Source organism: Providencia sp. PROV201 (assembly GCF_028479545.1).
Taxonomy (GTDB): Bacteria; Pseudomonadota; Gammaproteobacteria; order Enterobacterales; family Enterobacteriaceae; genus Providencia; species Providencia huaxiensis.
Genome location: NZ_JAMPNW010000001.1, coordinates 1 through 15,998, shown reverse-complemented (window position 1 = coordinate 15,998; position 15,998 = coordinate 1). Strand labels below are relative to the sequence as shown.

15 protein-coding genes and 1 pseudogene are annotated in these 15,998 nt (G+C 37.8%); 9 read left to right on the top strand and 7 right to left on the bottom strand.

What is annotated here, in order from left to right:
* Positions 1 to 447 precede the first annotated feature (447 nt).
* Positions 448 to 795: a Grx4 family monothiol glutaredoxin gene (locus PR809_RS00080; RefSeq protein ID WP_102139695.1), complete on the top strand. Its 348-nt coding sequence runs from the start codon at positions 448 to 450 to the stop codon at positions 793 to 795.
* A gap of 101 nt (positions 796 to 896) precedes the next feature.
* Here the strand turns inward: PR809_RS00080 and rnt are convergent, their stop codons facing one another.
* Complete coding sequence (rnt, locus tag PR809_RS00075) at positions 897 to 1,541, bottom strand: ribonuclease T (RefSeq protein WP_102139694.1); 645 nt, start codon at positions 1,539 to 1,541, stop codon at positions 897 to 899.
* A gap of 127 nt (positions 1,542 to 1,668) precedes the next feature.
* Positions 1,669 to 2,076: a lactoylglutathione lyase gene (gene gloA / locus PR809_RS00070; RefSeq protein WP_036958666.1), complete on the bottom strand. Its 408-nt coding sequence runs from the start codon at positions 2,074 to 2,076 to the stop codon at positions 1,669 to 1,671.
* A 167-nt stretch (positions 2,077 to 2,243) separates the two neighbouring features.
* Between gloA and PR809_RS00065 the strand changes: the two genes are divergently transcribed.
* Together PR809_RS00065 and slyA are read left to right on the top strand one after the other, a co-directional pair.
* The gene (locus PR809_RS00065; RefSeq protein WP_102139693.1) at positions 2,244 to 2,483 is read left to right on the top strand and encodes a DUF1289 domain-containing protein; all 240 of its coding nucleotides are present in this window, start codon (positions 2,244 to 2,246) and stop codon (positions 2,481 to 2,483) included.
* Between the two features lie 532 nt (positions 2,484 to 3,015).
* Complete coding sequence (gene slyA / locus PR809_RS00060; RefSeq protein ID WP_094961765.1) at positions 3,016 to 3,450, top strand: transcriptional regulator SlyA; 435 nt, start codon at positions 3,016 to 3,018, stop codon at positions 3,448 to 3,450.
* Positions 3,451 to 3,907: 457 nt separating this feature from the next.
* On the opposite strand, the gene PR809_RS00055 is transcribed toward slyA, so the two are convergent.
* Positions 3,908 to 4,375: a glycine zipper 2TM domain-containing protein gene (locus PR809_RS00055; RefSeq protein WP_036958672.1), complete on the bottom strand. Its 468-nt coding sequence runs from the start codon at positions 4,373 to 4,375 to the stop codon at positions 3,908 to 3,910.
* A gap of 532 nt (positions 4,376 to 4,907) precedes the next feature.
* On the opposite strand from PR809_RS00055, the gene anmK reads away from it, so the two are divergent.
* From anmK to pdxY, 4 genes are all read left to right on the top strand, one after another.
* Positions 4,908 to 6,029, top strand: a complete 1,122-nt coding sequence (anmK, locus tag PR809_RS00050; RefSeq protein WP_181489844.1) for an anhydro-N-acetylmuramic acid kinase — start codon at positions 4,908 to 4,910, stop codon at positions 6,027 to 6,029.
* Between the two features lie 20 nt (positions 6,030 to 6,049).
* The gene (gene pdxH, locus PR809_RS00045; RefSeq protein WP_102139692.1) at positions 6,050 to 6,703 is read left to right on the top strand and encodes a pyridoxamine 5'-phosphate oxidase; all 654 of its coding nucleotides are present in this window, start codon (positions 6,050 to 6,052) and stop codon (positions 6,701 to 6,703) included.
* 161 nt (positions 6,704 to 6,864) lie between these two features.
* Positions 6,865 to 8,139 (top strand): tyrosine--tRNA ligase, encoded by a 1,275-nt coding sequence (gene tyrS, locus PR809_RS00040; protein ID WP_102139691.1) that lies wholly within the window; start codon positions 6,865 to 6,867, stop codon positions 8,137 to 8,139.
* A 234-nt stretch (positions 8,140 to 8,373) separates the two neighbouring features.
* Positions 8,374 to 9,237 (top strand): pyridoxal kinase PdxY, encoded by an 864-nt coding sequence (gene pdxY / locus PR809_RS00035; protein WP_102139690.1) that lies wholly within the window; start codon positions 8,374 to 8,376, stop codon positions 9,235 to 9,237.
* A gap of 54 nt (positions 9,238 to 9,291) precedes the next feature.
* Here pdxY and gstA read toward each other — a convergent pair whose 3' ends face one another.
* The gene (gstA, locus tag PR809_RS00030; RefSeq protein WP_166265428.1) at positions 9,292 to 9,897 is read right to left on the bottom strand and encodes a glutathione transferase GstA; all 606 of its coding nucleotides are present in this window, start codon (positions 9,895 to 9,897) and stop codon (positions 9,292 to 9,294) included.
* 304 nt (positions 9,898 to 10,201) lie between these two features.
* Here gstA and PR809_RS00025 point away from each other — a divergent pair, with 304 nt between their 5' ends.
* Complete coding sequence (locus PR809_RS00025; RefSeq protein ID WP_166265259.1) at positions 10,202 to 11,068, top strand: DUF817 domain-containing protein; 867 nt, start codon at positions 10,202 to 10,204, stop codon at positions 11,066 to 11,068.
* On the opposite strand, the gene PR809_RS00020 is transcribed toward PR809_RS00025, so the two are convergent.
* The gene (locus PR809_RS00020; protein ID WP_195698595.1) at positions 11,065 to 11,235 is read right to left on the bottom strand and encodes a hypothetical protein; all 171 of its coding nucleotides are present in this window, start codon (positions 11,233 to 11,235) and stop codon (positions 11,065 to 11,067) included. The genes PR809_RS00025 and PR809_RS00020 overlap by 4 nt on opposite strands.
* 59 nt (positions 11,236 to 11,294) lie before the next feature.
* On the opposite strand from PR809_RS00020, the pseudogene PR809_RS00015 reads away from it, so the two are divergent.
* Positions 11,295 to 12,174, top strand: a pseudogene (locus PR809_RS00015) (IS3 family transposase); the annotation flags it as partial.
* A gap of 180 nt (positions 12,175 to 12,354) precedes the next feature.
* On the opposite strand, the gene leuS reads toward PR809_RS00015, so the two are convergent.
* Both leuS and PR809_RS00005 read right to left on the bottom strand, forming a co-directional pair.
* Positions 12,355 to 15,075 (bottom strand): leucine--tRNA ligase, encoded by a 2,721-nt coding sequence (gene leuS, locus PR809_RS00010; RefSeq protein WP_206276956.1) that lies wholly within the window; start codon positions 15,073 to 15,075, stop codon positions 12,355 to 12,357.
* A gap of 21 nt (positions 15,076 to 15,096) precedes the next feature.
* Positions 15,097 to 15,998 (bottom strand): hypothetical protein (locus tag PR809_RS00005; RefSeq protein ID WP_272524419.1); only part of this gene is annotated, 902 nt, incomplete at its 5' end.

Here is a 15,998-nt window from a genome sequence, read left to right as displayed (position 1 = left end):
GTTTGCTCTTAAAGTGAGCGAAATAATATGTCACAGCTTATCATTAGAGTTTCACCTATTGGCGATATGATACTTAATATATTAATGATAGCACGATCAACCTTACAAAGGTAAGGTAATGAGACGACTAAGATGCTAACAGATAAATAGAGAAATTACAGATAAAAATCATATAGATATTGTAGGTGAGGAACCTAAGCACATTAAATTTCAGTTCTTACTTAGAAATAGCTACTTGTTTGACTTAGGTAAAGAGAAGATAGAAAAGGTGCCTTTTTACTTTTTGGGATGCTATAGTAATGCCCCTATAAAACTGGCATATTGTATGAAACAATTCAGTTTCTTATTATATCAGTCAATCAGTCAATGTATTCTGTTAAGTTGCGGTAGACTCTCAGTTACCGGCTGACTGCAAAACCTGCATCTTTGTTTTAAGGAAGTTAAAAAATGACAACTATTGAAAGAATTGAGCGCCAAATTAAAGAAAACCCAATTTTATTATATATGAAAGGCTCTCCTAAACTTCCGAGCTGTGGTTTTTCTGCTCAGGCAGTACAAGCTCTGTCTTCTTGTGGTGAACGTTTTGCCTATGTTGATATCTTACAAAATCCAGATATTCGTGCGGAATTACCAAAATATGCAAATTGGCCAACTTTCCCTCAACTGTGGGTTGATGGTGAGCTGGTCGGTGGCTGTGATATCATCATGGAAATGTTCCAGCGTGGTGAGCTTCAATCTCTAATTAAAGAAACGGCTGATAAATACCGTTCAGCAGATGAAGCTAGTGCAGACTGAATTAAGCCATAATTAAAAGACTGAAAAACCGTATTTGGTGAAAGCATTGATGACTTTCTACTAAACACGGTTTTTTTATGTCATGACTATTGATAAAAAGATTATTGAGAGTCTTCAATAATTGGCCAACCACCCAATTTCTTCCACTTATTAACAATTTCGCAAAATAGCAGAGCCGTTCGATTCGTATCATACAAAGCGCCATGAGCTTGTTTGCCATCAAATGGGATACCTGCGGAAACACACGCTTTTGCCAAAATGGTTTGACCAAATACTAAGCCACTTAATGCCGCTGTATCAAAGGTTGCAAATGGATGGAAAGGATTACGTTTTAAACCTGCTCGTTCGGCAGCATTCATGACAAAGCTGTGATCAAAATTTGCGTTATGAGCGACAATAATTGCGCGATTACAATCTGTATTCTTCATGCCCTTGCGGATGACTTTGAATATCGCATGAAGAGCCTCATATTCGCTAACAGCACCGCGTAGAGGGTTAGTTGGATCAATTCCCGTGAAGGCAAGAGCGGATGGCTCAAGATTTGCGCCTTCAAAAGGTTCTACATGAAAATGTAATGTTTCATCCATGGAGAGCCAGCCGTCTTTGTCCATTTTTAAGGTGATGGCAGCAATTTCTAACAGGCCGTCAGTTTTTGCATTAAACCCACCTGTTTCAACATCAATAACGACAGGATAGTATCCCCTGAAGCGGTTCACTAGGGCATTTGGATTGTTTTTTTCAGACATTAGGACTTTCAGTTTTAGTTTTCTGGTTGGGTGACATTATGCCAAAACCAGTAAAAATTTGCAGGTAAACGGTGATAAAAGTTTAGGCGATGAGTTAGGCGCCTAAACTTTTAAATTATATCGCTAATTAATGGCCTAGGCCTTTACTTGCGCTTTTGTTTTCGATCAGCTCAATTTTATAGCCATCTGGATCTTCGACAAATGCAATCACAGTTGTTCCACCCTTAACAGGGCCCGCTTCACGAGTTACGTTACCACCCGCACTACGGATATCATCGCACGTTTTTGCAACATCATCGACGCCTAAGGCGATATGACCATATGCGTTACCCATGTCATATTGGTCAACACCCCAGTTATAGGTTAACTCTATGACAGCGCCTTCACTTTCATCGCTGTAGCCAACAAATGCGAGAGAGTATTTATACTCTGTGTTTTCACTGGTTCTTAATAAGCGCATGCCTAACACTTTTGTGTAAAAGTCGATAGAACGCTGCATATCAGTAACACGTAACATAGTATGGAGTAAGCGCATTTTTAAACCTCTTGGAATCAGCCTGAATCGATTTACCTATTAATATAACGTGCTTAAATTAATAAATACAATGATTACAGTTTGTTTTTTGAACAAATAATGGTAATACTCATTTCTAGGAGTATATCATACATTTATGGTGATTTTTTCTTTTGAAGGGGAAAGTTATGGCTGAACAACTTGAATTTTTTGAGATCCCCAGCCCTTGTCGTGGTATTTGCCAAAGTAATGAACAAGGCTATTGTCGAGGTTGTTACCGCACTCGTGATGAACGCTTTAACTGGTTAAAATTTTCGGATAGTGAAAAACGAAATGTCCTTCGTTTATGTCACCAACGTTATTTAAGAATATTAAATAAAAAAATAGCTCAAGAGAAAACCATCGATACACAACAACAACTTTTCTAGTCTCCTGTTTAAAAATAATGATAAAAAAATCAAATGTTTTATTTTTAATGAAAATTAATCCATAATAAATTATTAGCATGCTATTTATTTCTGAGTTTATATTTCAATGAAATTTTATTTATTCAAAATTATTATAGATTAAATTTAAATGACTGTAATTAACATGATTTTAAGATTAACTATATTTGTTTGTTTTTTAAAGGTTTATGTGACATTGTTTTTTTTATTGTTATTCATGACTGCTATAAGAGCTAAAATAGATAGATCAAAAAGGAGAGTGCGGCTATTCTTATTAATAAGATAATTGATAGGTTATCTTATTAAGCTTAGGTTGAGAAAATGTATGAATCAACGACATATTAATTAGAGTTATATCGCATAATAAATCAGCTATTGTAACTAGATATAGGTATTTAATAGCTAATATATAAATAAAAAGTTGTAAGTATAAAGGGAAATTAATATATAATTCAAAAAATAATATGAAGATGGTATATTTTTTTGACATTATAATTATATAAAGGAGGGTAAATTGGAATCACAAATTGGGACAGAGTTATCACGTGTTGTTCGCATGTGGAGAGCATTAATCGACTATCGTTTGAAGCCTCTTAAACTTACACAAACACATTGGGTTACATTGCATAATATAAGTCAACTACCGCCTGAGCAATCTCAAATACAGTTAGCAAAAGCGATTGGTATTGAACAGCCTTCACTAGTAAGGACTCTAGATCAGTTAGAGGAAAAAAAGCTTATTTCCAGACATACTTGTACAAATGATAGGAGAGCTAAAAGGATAAAGTTAACGGAAGAATCTGAACCCTTTATTAAAACGGTAGATCAAGTCATAAACAATACGCGTATAGAGATATTGAACAATATTAGTAAAGATGAACTTTATCAATTATCACAGTTACTTATGAAACTTGAAAAAAATATTTTAAGATTACAAAATGATTCTTGATATGAAAATAATATACCTAACTAATAAATGGTGTGCTAATCATTAAACTAGCAATTAAGTAATCGGGCTATGTAATTTGTATGATGGTGATATAGGAATAGGTCAATGGAAATAATAATTACACCCAGTTATGATTCTTGATAAGTCATTACCTTTAAATATAATTAATGCTGTTAATTATATTTACCTACGGTATTTCTAATTGTTAGCTGGCTAATTTATTAGTGCGTATTAATTAATAATAAACAATTTATTAAAGGGGGGAAGTTAAGTGCCTTTTTGAGCTCGAAAGCAAGGCATTTATTTTTAAGCAAGAAACTGTATTACCTAAAAGCTATGTATGATGAATATAAAATATAATTATATATCATAAAGTAACTATATTATTCAGCAATATTATTTTAAGGCATACTCACCGGCATTGGCCAGTGAGTATGCCTAATTTCGTATCGTAAGATTACCGAGGAGACACAGTCACTGTATTTCCGCTATTTGCAATCATAACACGTTGGCCATTACGGAAGGTGCTAGGGTCTTGTTTTTGAACAACAACAATGTTTTTGCCGCTATCGAGGCGGATCTCTAATTGAACACCTTGGCTTCTATTTAATGCGCCTTGAGCTTCCTGACCGGCTAAACCACCGGCAATAGCACCTGCAGCTGTTGCTAATGTGTTACCTGTACCACCACCGATGGTGTTACCTAATAACCCACCAAGTACAGCACCACCAATTGCGCCAATTACGTTACCGTCTTCACCAGCTTGAATAGTCACAGGGCGAGCATTCAGAACAGTACCATAAGTCACAGTCTGTACCTGTTTCGCATCCTTGGCAGAAATAGTATCACCAGAAAGCGTACTGGTATTGACACAGCCTGATAAGGCTGCAACTGCTACAACACCTACAAAAACTTTCTTAAGCATAAGAACTCCTATGAGATTTGCTGTCTGTGGCACTAACATAGCATCGTATATTTGTTTTCACCATAAATACAACAAGTATCAAAATAATGGTATTAAAAAGCGATGGTTAGATTACCGATTCTGATTTAAATAGAGCGTAAACACTAGGTAAAATATCTCAAATTCGTGATTATTTCATTCAATAAGGCACTCTTTGTTAAATATTCACATAGGGTAGTCAATTCATGAGCATCATTTCGCACAAGTTGCCAAACAGGGTAAGGCTTTAAACTTTAACTGAAGCGCGAAACAGTTATGCTGAGCTGATCAATGCATTATGTACCATAATATTGAAAATGAAAATTTCAGACATTAAAAAACGACTTTTTTATTTGGTTTGTCTAGCAATTTTTAGTTTTAAAGTACTTATTTATTATTCCTGCGAAGCGCTCCGAGAAATTGCATCGAATTGTTGACAAAATTTGTCATCAAAGCACAATCTTTTGTAGCTGAATATTGTAAAGTTAATGTGCACTCTGAAGGAACAAGAATAATGATGAAATCGGGTCGTTACATAGGCGTTATGTCAGGAACTAGCCTAGATGGTGTTGATGTCGTTCTTGCCGCAATCAGTGACAAATTTGTCGCAGAGCAATCCAGTTTGAGTGTTGCGTTTCCCATCGAGTTAAAAAAACGAATTCTAGATATATGCCAAGGGCAGGCAACAACGCTATCAGAGGTTGGTAAAATTGATAGAGAGCTTGGCTCTTTATATGCAGATGCGATAAACCAACTTCTTATTCAAACAGGGCTAACAGCCGAAGATATCATTGCGATTGGTTGTCACGGTCAAACTGTTTGGCACGAACCTGATGGCGAACAGCCTTTTACTATACAGTTAGGTGATAACAACCGTATTGCAGCTTTAACAGGGATCACAACGGTAGGGGACTTTCGCCGAAGAGATATGGCTTATGGTGGGCAGGGAGCGCCTTTAGTTCCCGCATTTCACTTAGCTGTTCTAGGGCATTCTACAGAAAAGCGAATTGTACTGAATATTGGTGGAATTGCTAATGTGACAGCTTTATTACCAGGGGCTTACGTCAAAGGCTACGATACAGGACCGGGAAATATGTTAATGGATACCTGGAGCTGGCGTATCCAACAAAAAGCATTCGATAAAGATGGTGAATGGGCAAGTCGTGGTCAAGTTAACCATGTATTACTAAAAGCCATGTTAAGTGACCCATATTTTAGACGTTCCTCGCCGAAAAGTACGGGGCGTGAATATTTTAACATGCAATGGTTAGAACAGCATTTAGTTCATTTTCCATCAATCTCAGCGGATGATGTGCAAGCAACTCTGTGCGAATTGACTGCGGCCTCTATCGCAGAGCAAGTATTACTATGTGGTGGTTGTGAGCGCTTAATAGTCTGCGGTGGTGGAGCAAAGAATACTTTTTTAATGCAACGAATGGCCGCTTTGCTCCCGGGAACTGAAGTGGCGCCAAGTGATAAGTTTGGTTTAAGTGGGGATGATATGGAAGCTTTAGCATTTGCATGGCTAGCAGCACGAACGATATCAGGTCTTCCTGGAAATTTGGCATCCGTTACTGGAGCAAGTCAAGAAACTGTGCTTGGGGCAATATACCCTAAAAATACCGATAAAAAATAACAGTGGTGAAGGATATAAAAATGAACGAGCTAGGTGAAATAGATCTTGCATCGGTACGTCGTGAATACACCAAAAGTGGGTTGAGACGTAATGACTTAACACCAAACCCACTGACGCTTTTTGAACTATGGATGAAGCAGGCATGTGAAGCTCGATTGAGTGATCCAACAGCCATGTGTGTTGCTACTGTAGATGAAACCGGGCAGCCCTACCAACGTATTGTACTATTAAAACATTTTGATGATAAAGGCTTGGTATTTTATACCAACTTAGGTAGTCGAAAAGCACAACATTTAGAGAAAAATAATAAAATTAGCCTACATTTTCCATGGTATCCATTAGAGCGCCAAGTTAATTTTACTGGGGTTGCTGAGCGTTTGAACCCTATTGAGGTTGTCAAATATTTTCATAGTAGGCCGAAAGACAGCCAGATTGCAGCATGGGCATCAGCGCAATCTTCTAAAATTTCAGCGCGTGGTATTTTAGAAGGGAAATTTTTAGAACTAAAACAAAAATTTAAGAATGGCGATGTCCCATTACCGAGTTTTTGGGGGGGGTATCGAGTGGTATTTGATAGTGTTGAATTTTGGCAAGGTGGGGCGCACCGTCTACACGACCGTTTTTTATACCAGCGAGAAGGCGATGGCTGGAAAATTGATAGATTAGCCCCTTAGGATCATGTTTTTTAGCTGGCACTTAATTGATATGCGCTTTATGCTATAGCTTCATTTAAGAAAATTGACAAATTACACTGGTGAGTTTTTGACAAGCCTCTCAAACTTACTGGTCATTCAAACTAATATAGATAGACAAAATACAACTGATGGAGTCATTGATGTCTAGCAATAACCTGATTAAACAATTGCAAGAGCGGGGCCTCGTTGCCCAGGTAACGGATGAGGATGCGTTAGCAGAGAGACTGGCGCAGGGCCCTATCTCTCTCTATTGTGGCTTCGATCCTACCGCAGATAGCTTGCATTTGGGACATCTGGTTCCTTTGCTGTGTTTAAAACGATTCCAACTAGCCGGGCACAAGCCTGTGGCGTTGGTAGGTGGCGCAACGGGCCTTATTGGCGATCCGAGCTTTAAAGCTACTGAACGTAAATTAAATACCGCAGAAACCGTTCAAGAGTGGGTAGGAAAAATCCGTAACCAAGTTTCACCGTTTTTAAGTTTTGATTGTGGTGATAACAGTGCACGCCTTGCTAACAACTATGATTGGTTTGGCAAAATGGATGTACTGACTTTCTTACGTGATATTGGTAAGCACTTTTCTGTTAACCAAATGATTAACCGTGAGTCTGTTAAGCAACGTTTAAATCGTGATGACGTTGGTATCTCTTTTACTGAGTTTGCCTATAATCTTTTACAAGGTTATGACTTCGCAAATATGAATAAAGAGATGGGTGTAGAACTGCAAATCGGTGGTTCTGACCAATGGGGTAACATCACTTCGGGTATCGATTTAACTCGTCGCTTACACCAAAACCAAGTATTTGGTATGACGGTTCCTCTGATTACTAAAGCAGACGGTACTAAATTTGGTAAAACTGAAGGTGGCGCAGTTTGGTTAGACTCCAAAAAAACCAGCCAATATAAATTCTACCAGTTCTGGATCAACACGGCAGACGCTGACGTTTATCGCTTCTTAAAATTCTTCACATTTATGGAAATAGATGAAATTAATGCACTGGAAGAAGAAGACAAAAATAGTGGTAAGGCGCCTCGAGCTCAATATGTATTAGCGGAATTGGTTACTAAACTAGTACACGGCGAAGAAGGGCTAGCAGCAGCGAAGCGTATCACAGAAAGCTTATTCTCTGGTGCAGTATCTGATTTAACTGAAGCTGATTTTGAGCAATTAGCTCAAGATGGTATGCCTTGCATTACATTAGAAGCAGGCGCTGATTTACAGCAAGCCTTAGTTGATTCAGAGTTGGTTCCTTCTCGTGGGCAAGCAAGAACGGCTATTAGCTCTAATGCGGTATCTATTAATGGCCAAAAACAAACAGAGCCAATGTATGTATTCTCTGATGCAGACCGTTTGTTTGGTCGTTATACATTGATCCGTCGTGGTAAGAAAAACGACTGTTTAATTAATTGGAAATAGCTCTGACTAACCTTTGTAATATCAGCCCGGAATTTTCCGGGCTATACTCGTCCTATTTCAAATTGCATAGGTGTTGATTGCGCTGAGTTCTCCGCATTACATACGGATCTACGCTCGTCGGGTCATCTTGCCATGTTACTTACATGCAATTCGAATTATTTGGAGTGTATTCATATTTGCAACGGGTAATCACTGATTTCTCTTCATTCGACATAACAATTCTTTGGGTTCTCAATGAAAAGCGTATTATCAATTCAATCCCATGTTGTTTTCGGCCATGCAGGAAACAGTGCCGCCGCATTTCCTATGTGCCGGATGGGCGTAGATGTGTGGCCACTTAATACCGTACAATTTTCGAATCACACACAGTATCCACAATGGACTGGAAGTGTTTTTCCTGCCCAGCACTTAACTGATATCGTTGATGGATTAGCTAAAATCCATAAATTAGAGATTTGTGATGCTGTATTAAGCGGTTATATCGGCTCAGCTGAGCAAGGAGATGATATCCTTGCGATCGTGAAAAGAGTGAAGGCAGCCAACCCGCAAGCCCTCTATTTTTGTGACCCAGTAATGGGGCATCCTGAGAAAGGTTGCATTGTGGCACCTGGTGTTGCTGAATTCCTTTGTGAGCGAGCGCTGGCTGCTTGTGATGTCATCGCACCAAATTTACTAGAGTTAGAAACATTAACGAGTAGAACAATTAAAAGTGTAGAAGAAGCCGCTCAAGCTGCTCGCGAATTGTGTCACAAAGGCCCTAAAATTGTTCTTGTTAAGCATTTAAGTCGTGCAGGGTATCGTGCTGATCGTTTTGAAATGATCCTTGTAACAGCAGAGCATACTTGGCATGTTAGCCGTCCTCTCGTTGATTTTGGTGAAAAGCAACCTGTCGGTGTTGGTGATTTAACCAGTGGTTTAATGTTGGTTAACTTATTGAAAGGTGAGCCCTTAGATAAGGGGCTAGAGCATGTTGCAGCAGCAGTATATGAAGTGATGATAAAAACCAAAGAAATGGGCGAGTATGAGTTACAGCTCGTTGCGGCTCAAGACAAAATGGTTAACCCTGAACATAATTTCTGTGCAACACAATTAGATTAAATTGATTTGTATTATCGAAAATAGCGCTCTATTGGAAGAGCGCTATTTTACCGATTAAATTAAACCTTCCGCTTTTAATGCATCTTGAACATTAGGGCGTTTAGCGATTTTAGCAATGAAATCTTGCAGGTGAGTCAGGCTAGTTAAATCAAGCCCTACGTGTTTTGCCCAGTTACTCACAGTGAATAAATAGGCATCTGCGACACTAAAAGTATCACCAGCAAAGAAAGCTTGCTTAGCGAGTACGCTATCAACATACTCAAATTTATTAAACAATACCTTACGTACAGTATCTTTATACTCTTCTGGCGTTCCTGGTGTGAATAAAGGTGAGAAAGTTTTATGGAGTTCTGTCGAAATAAAATTCAAAGCTTCTAACTGGTGATAACGTTTCATCGAACCTGGAAGCGCGATTAGGTTACGATCTGGTTTTTGATCTGCAATATATTGAACAATAATTGCACCTTCTGTAAGTTGTTCACCATTATCCAGCACTAAAGTGGGTACTTGACCTTTCGGGTTTATCGCTAAAAAGTCTTCACCTTTCTCTGTTTTTTTCTCTTTTATATTCACTCGTTCAATACTGAAATCTAAACCAGTTTCACGCAGAATGATGTGGGGAGAAAGTGAGCAAGCACCGGGAGCGTAATATAATTTCATCATAAAACTCCTAAATTATTGAGTTAGCATTCATATGGCAGATAAACACATATCACTTAAGTATATCATCACTTTCTGTTAACGAATTGCCATCAAGTGTGAGTTAAAAAATAAAACCCAAAATCGGACTGAAATTATCGTTAATATAAACAAGCAGAGTACAACCAGTGTTTAAAACTATAAATGATAAAAATACATAAATCTAAGATAGTTACCTTATGTAAGGAAATACTATTTTGTTAGACTCCTCGCCTTGTCTTATGAAAAAAATAAACCGAATAATAAGTAACAGGTGAGTAAATAAATGACCAGCTTGTGTCAAAAATTGAATTTTTTAGGAAAACTAGACCAAATTTTAATGGCTCATCAGCCAAATAAGAGCCATGGGATTAAACGTTTTCTATTAGAGTTTTGGTTTTTCGGTTTAATTAATGCTCGTTCCTGTTTATTCGCTGGATTTTTCTTTTTAGCACTATTCTTGGTACCCGCTAAAGGGCTAATTGGCATACCTCGCTATGATGTGCTACTAATTTTTGCGGTTATTTTTCAAGGATTGTTGGTTTGGTCAAAACTAGAAACTTGGGATGAATTAAAAGCGATTTGTGTTTTTCATTTAGTCGGTTTTATGATGGAACTGTTTAAAACATCAGCAACAATTGGTTCATGGCAATACCCGGATGAAGCCTACACAAAACTTTGGGGGGTTCCTTTATTTACTGGCTTTATGTATGCGGCAGTAGGGAGCTATATCATTCAGTCTTGGCGGTTTTTTAAAGTAAGAATTGAACACTACCCACCTTACTGGATGGCAACAGTAGTCGCTCTGGCTATTTATATTAATTTTTTTAGTCATCACTATATTGATGATTATCGCTGGTATTTAGCTGCATTTATTATGGGATTGTATGCACGTAGTATGGTTTTTTATACTCCGCTTGATAAAGAACGAAAAATGCCATTATTGCTCGCATTTATGCTAATTGGCTTTTTTATTTGGCTGGCTGAAAACTTTGGGACATTTTTTGGTGTTTGGCAATATCCAAACCAAATTGGTGCTTGGTCAATGGTACATGCAGGTAAGTGGGGGGCCTGGTCATTGTTAGTGATTGTCACCTTTACAATTGTTGTGCATCTTAAACATATTAAAGCCAATGTGACGATAGCACGTTAATATTGGGGGCAGTTTTCTCGAATATAAATATCAAAACGGGTAAAGCCATCGATAGGTATTAGCATTTCGTCGCGTTTAAAATGGGAACTTAGGATATCCATTACGCGGCGAACTTCCTGTTGTGGGTTTTGATCTAAAATAGCGTCGATGACGCCCTCACGTAACATTTGTATGCGTCTATCTGATAATTCATGAGTAATTAATGTGACTGCATTATGTAATTGAGGACGTCAGCCTTGAAAATCAAGCGATGAAGGAGCTTTTCGTAAAAGAAGTTGGTAGTGACTGAAAAGAAGTCCTGTACTCAGGCTTTAAAAGAGGCCGGTTTATCAGTCATTAAAGCGTGCCAATTAACCTCATTTCCATGGGCAACATTTATCGTCAGTCGCTAAATTGGGGTGAAAGAGATCGTGTTGTAATTGATGCTATTCAATCTGTTTTAGAGAAATCACCACAATCTGGATTCTTGGAAAAGCTATTTTCGACTACGATTCTTTAATCATAAACGAGTGTATCGCGTTTATTGTCGATTAGAATTGAATCTGAAACTATAAGTTAAAAAGGTACTTCCGATGCGTGAAAAAAGACCATTAGTAATTGAAAAAACTAATATTCAATGGGCATTGGATTTTATGCACGACAGTTTATATTGCGGCAAGCGCTTCAGAACCCTCAATATTATTGATGAAGGAACACGTGAATGCTTAGCGATCGAGGTTGATACATCATTACCGGCTGAACGTGTCATCAGGGTGCTTGAACGTTTAAAAGCCGAAAGAGGGTTGCCGAAATAGATCCGAGTCGATAATAGCCCTGAACTTATTTCAGTTAACTTATTGAATTATTGTGAAGATAACCAAATTTCGTTGTGCCATATTCAACCTGGAAAACCGCAACAAAATGGGTTTATCGAGCGTTTTAATGGTTCGTTCCGTCGTGAATTTTTAAATGCGTATTTATTTGAATCGTTGAGCCAAGTTCGAGAATTAGCGTGGTTTTGGCTGCAAGATTATAACCAAAATCGAACTCACGAAAGTTTAAATCACCTTCCACCGGAGGCCTATCGTAAACAGTTAGAAAACTCTAAGTTGGTGTGTCTTAATTAAAGGGGAGTGGACAATGTACGAAAAATTATCCGCTATACGCGCAAAAAATGAGGAGTTCGTTCTGATACCTCAGGCATCAGACTTTCTGACCATGAATGTTGTTTCCATACTCTCCTATATGATGGTTAGGATTAAAATTCCTAACCATCTAGACGTTATAAAAATTAATTGCTTAAAAATTTAAATAACCACATTGACAATTTTACCCTTAACCAAAATTACCTTTTTTACAGGCTTATCAGCTATCCACTTTTTAACTTTCTCATTTTCAAGTACTAGGGGGGTTACAGATTCCTCTGACGCATCTAAATCAAAAGTGATATTTGCACGAACCTTTCCGTTAATCGAAATCGGGTAGCAATAATTAACTTTCTTAAAATTAGCTTCATTGAAAATAGGCAGAGCCTGCTCAAAAATATTACCGGTTTGTTTTAAAGCACCCACCCATAGCTCTTGCGTTACATATACGATAAAGGGAGATGCTATAATTGCTAACGGGATAAGAATTTCGCATTTATGACACTTCTCTTTTATTAAACCATTGACACATATCATTAAAGCAGCAATAGCAGTGTTGTGATTTAGCTTTTCTATATCCTCAGAAACTTTTTTTATAGCAACATGCAATAGTTCTAACTCAGATTGAGTTGGTGCCTCTTGAACAACCTTTGATATCCCTGTTTCAGTTTGGTAAATAGATATAAACCTTTTCAAAAAACGACTTAAACCATCAATACCACTAATTGACCATGGCTTTGACTGCGTAATCGGACCAAGATACATCTCATACATTCTGAAAACGTCTGCACCATAGACACTAATAACATCATTTGGGTTAGTGACGTTGTGCTTTGATTTAGACATTTTCTCTATTTTGTGTTCACAAAGAAATGTATCGCCATTAAAAATAAATTCGGAATCTAAAAAGTCTACTCTCCAGGCTCTTAGCTTATCTACTAAGACAGTTGAGCCATCAACAAGATCGCTACTAATATGAATTTGGGAAGTTATGTAGTTATCACTAATGTCTGACGATACATACTTGTTTTCACCCACGACTCTATGAATTAATGCTGATTTACCCTCGATCATTCCTTGGTTAACAATTTTTTTAAATGGTTCTTCAAAAGATACACAACCTAAATCGTACAAAAACATATTCCAGAATCGAGAGTAAAGAAGGTGTCCTGTTGCATGCTCGCTTCCACCCATGTACAAATCAACACTAGCCCAATAGTCAGAGCTATTTCGTGAAGCAATTTCCGTATTACAATCAGGTTCCATGTATCGTAAAAAGTACCAACTAGAACCTGCCCATCCAGGCATCGTAGACAGTTCGTAGGGGTACTTTCCTTTGAATAACCAGTCTGCAGCGTGACCCAATGGAGGCTGGCCAGTAGAAGTGGGCTTATAATTTTCAACCTCAGGTAGTACTACAGGGAGCTCTGACACAGGAACTAGTTTCGGAATACCATCATCGTAATATACTGGAATTGGCTCCCCCCAATATCGTTGCCTACCAAAAACGGCATCTCGCATCTTGTAGCTTGTCTTTTCATTACAGATGTTTGCTTTAAGCAGTTTATTAAGAATATTTTTCTTACCTAGAAAAGTTTTCATTCCTGTAAACTCTAGAGAATTAACTAAGGTGTTAGACTCATCGATAACAGTAACTTGCTCTAGGCCGTATTTATTTGCAAAACGACGATCTCTATCATCGTGAGCAGGTACTGCCATAACTGCCCCAGTCCCATACGTAGCAATAACGTAATCTGCTACCCAAACAGGAACCTGTTTACCATTTATCGGGTTTATAACCCAAGAACCTGTAAATACACCATTCGTATTGTTTAAATCGGCTAATCGATCTCGCTCACTTCGCTTAGAGTTTAAACTTAAGAACTCTGTGACTGCATCAACACGATCGGGCGTAGTAAATTCATCAACCAATGGAGACTCGGGAGAGACAGCTAGAAAAGTTACTCCACAAATAGTTTCTATTCTTGAGGTAAATACCTCAATATGATTTTGAACACCATGAACTTTAAAGTTCACCGCCACGCCTTTTGATTTGCCTATCCAGTTTCTTTGGAGTTCTTTTAACGACTTAGGAAAATCTAATTTATGTAAATTATCAAGTAAACGATCTGAATAAGCGGTAATCCTCAGCATCCATTGCTTCATGCTTTTTCTTTCAACAGGAAAGCCTCCACGCTCAGAATATCCATTAATGACTTCGTCATTAGCCAATACAGTCCCAAGTTTTGGGCACCAATTAACTAATGCTGAAGATAGATAGGCAAGGCGGTACTCCATAAGAATATCCAATCGTTCTTTCTCATTAAACGCCTCCCATTCGTGGCGAGAGAACTGAGTCACACCAGACGAGTTAATACCGTTAGAGCCGTTAAGTTCAAATAATTGTATTAAGTAATTAATTGGTTTTGCTATATTTTCCGTAAAGTCATACCAAGAATCAAACAACTGACAAAATATCCATTGAGTCCACCTGTAATAGTCAGGAGAAGATGTTCTGATTTCTCGTTTGGGATCAAGTGACAACCCCATCCGATCCAACTGACTTTTGAACATTGTAATATTTTTGTTGGTAGTTTTTTTCGGGTGCTGCCCAGTTTCAATAGCATACTGCTCTGCTGGCAAACCAAAGGAATCAAATCCCATACAGTGGAGGACATTGTAACCTTGCAATCTCTTAAAGCGACTAACAACATCTGTTGCGATATAGCCCAGCGGGTGACCTACATGTAAACCGGAGCCTGAAGGATAGGGAAACATATCCAAGCAATAATACTTTGGCTTTGATGAGTTAATTGAAACTGAATACGCGTCTGTTTTAGACCAATGCGAATTCCATTTTTTTTCTATTTCTGAATAGTTCATTAAGTTACAGTTTCCTATACGCTACAGGGAAAGGTCTTGTCTGGAAATAGACTCGGTTATAAACCAGACGGGTAAAGCAAGTTTTTTTGTGCCATATTTAAAAATCGAATCACTAGATTTGTTGTGGCGCTTCGAATACCTGATGTAATCAACTAACTTTTTATATTTCTCATACACTCTATCGTAAGCACGAGATAGTCCAGAGACGAAATCAGTATTATGCAAGTTTTGAAGCTCTCTTGTTGACAAATACCTTTTTGTAATATTGAGGATAGAGTTTAATGAAACGGCATTAATAATACATTGATACATTAAGCTATTAAGTGCGCCTCTTAACACAGAACTTCTTTTACTGCGACCCTCACAAACTCCTAGGTGTAACAAATACACAGAAACCATAAGACTATCTAATAACTTTCTGTTATTTGGTATCAGTGAGTGATCGCCCCCCATCTCACTGATAGTATATTCAAAGGGCGAGTCAAAATAATTTAAGCGTGCTAAAAGTGTTTCCAAACCAAAGCCAAATTCAAAACCTACTGTTTCTTTGTTTAAATTTAACTGAATGATATTTCCTATATCTTGAAATTCGTCATTTATATCATTGTAAATAGCAATTGTTGCACCAACCCCTGATAGACCAGCAACTCCATAACTCCAGTTATAATATGATTCATCTCTACTGTTTAGTTCGAAACAAGCTGATGAGAATTCGTTTTCTATTAATCTATTCCACTTTATGGAGCTTGATGTTCTTATTCTAAAAGCGGACTCAGGAACCATTAAGCCGTCAAAGAAAAATGTCTTAATAAAATCTAGCATGCTAACCAGTGAGTTTTCATCTCCTAGCAATCCTAATTGCGAAAATACACTCATATATTTGAGTTCTTCACTAGGATCGCTGTAAGTTTTGAGGTTATTGT

Excerpts from the sequence above, each read along its gene's own strand:
- PR809_RS00080 (WP_102139695.1), top strand. The coding sequence starts at position 448 with ATGACAACTATTGAAAGAATTGAGCGCCAAATTAAAGAAAACCCAATT.
- rnt (WP_102139694.1), bottom strand. The coding sequence starts at position 1,541 with ATGTCTGAAAAAAACAATCCAAATGCCCTAGTGAACCGCTTCAGGGGA.
- gloA (WP_036958666.1), bottom strand. The coding sequence starts at position 2,076 with ATGCGCTTACTCCATACTATGTTACGTGTTACTGATATGCAGCGTTCT.
- PR809_RS00065 (WP_102139693.1), top strand. The coding sequence starts at position 2,244 with ATGGCTGAACAACTTGAATTTTTTGAGATCCCCAGCCCTTGTCGTGGT.
- PR809_RS00055 (WP_036958672.1), bottom strand. The coding sequence starts at position 4,375 with ATGCTTAAGAAAGTTTTTGTAGGTGTTGTAGCAGTTGCAGCCTTATCA.
- anmK (WP_181489844.1), top strand. The coding sequence starts at position 4,908 with ATGATGAAATCGGGTCGTTACATAGGCGTTATGTCAGGAACTAGCCTA.
- pdxH (WP_102139692.1), top strand. The coding sequence starts at position 6,050 with ATGAACGAGCTAGGTGAAATAGATCTTGCATCGGTACGTCGTGAATAC.
- tyrS (WP_102139691.1), top strand. The coding sequence starts at position 6,865 with ATGTCTAGCAATAACCTGATTAAACAATTGCAAGAGCGGGGCCTCGTT.
- pdxY (WP_102139690.1), top strand. The coding sequence starts at position 8,374 with ATGAAAAGCGTATTATCAATTCAATCCCATGTTGTTTTCGGCCATGCA.
- gstA (WP_166265428.1), bottom strand. The coding sequence starts at position 9,897 with ATGAAATTATATTACGCTCCCGGTGCTTGCTCACTTTCTCCCCACATC.
- PR809_RS00025 (WP_166265259.1), top strand. The coding sequence starts at position 10,202 with ATGACCAGCTTGTGTCAAAAATTGAATTTTTTAGGAAAACTAGACCAA.
- PR809_RS00020 (WP_195698595.1), bottom strand. The coding sequence starts at position 11,235 with ATGTTACGTGAGGGCGTCATCGACGCTATTTTAGATCAAAACCCACAA.
- leuS (WP_206276956.1), bottom strand. The coding sequence starts at position 15,075 with ATGAACTATTCAGAAATAGAAAAAAAATGGAATTCGCATTGGTCTAAA.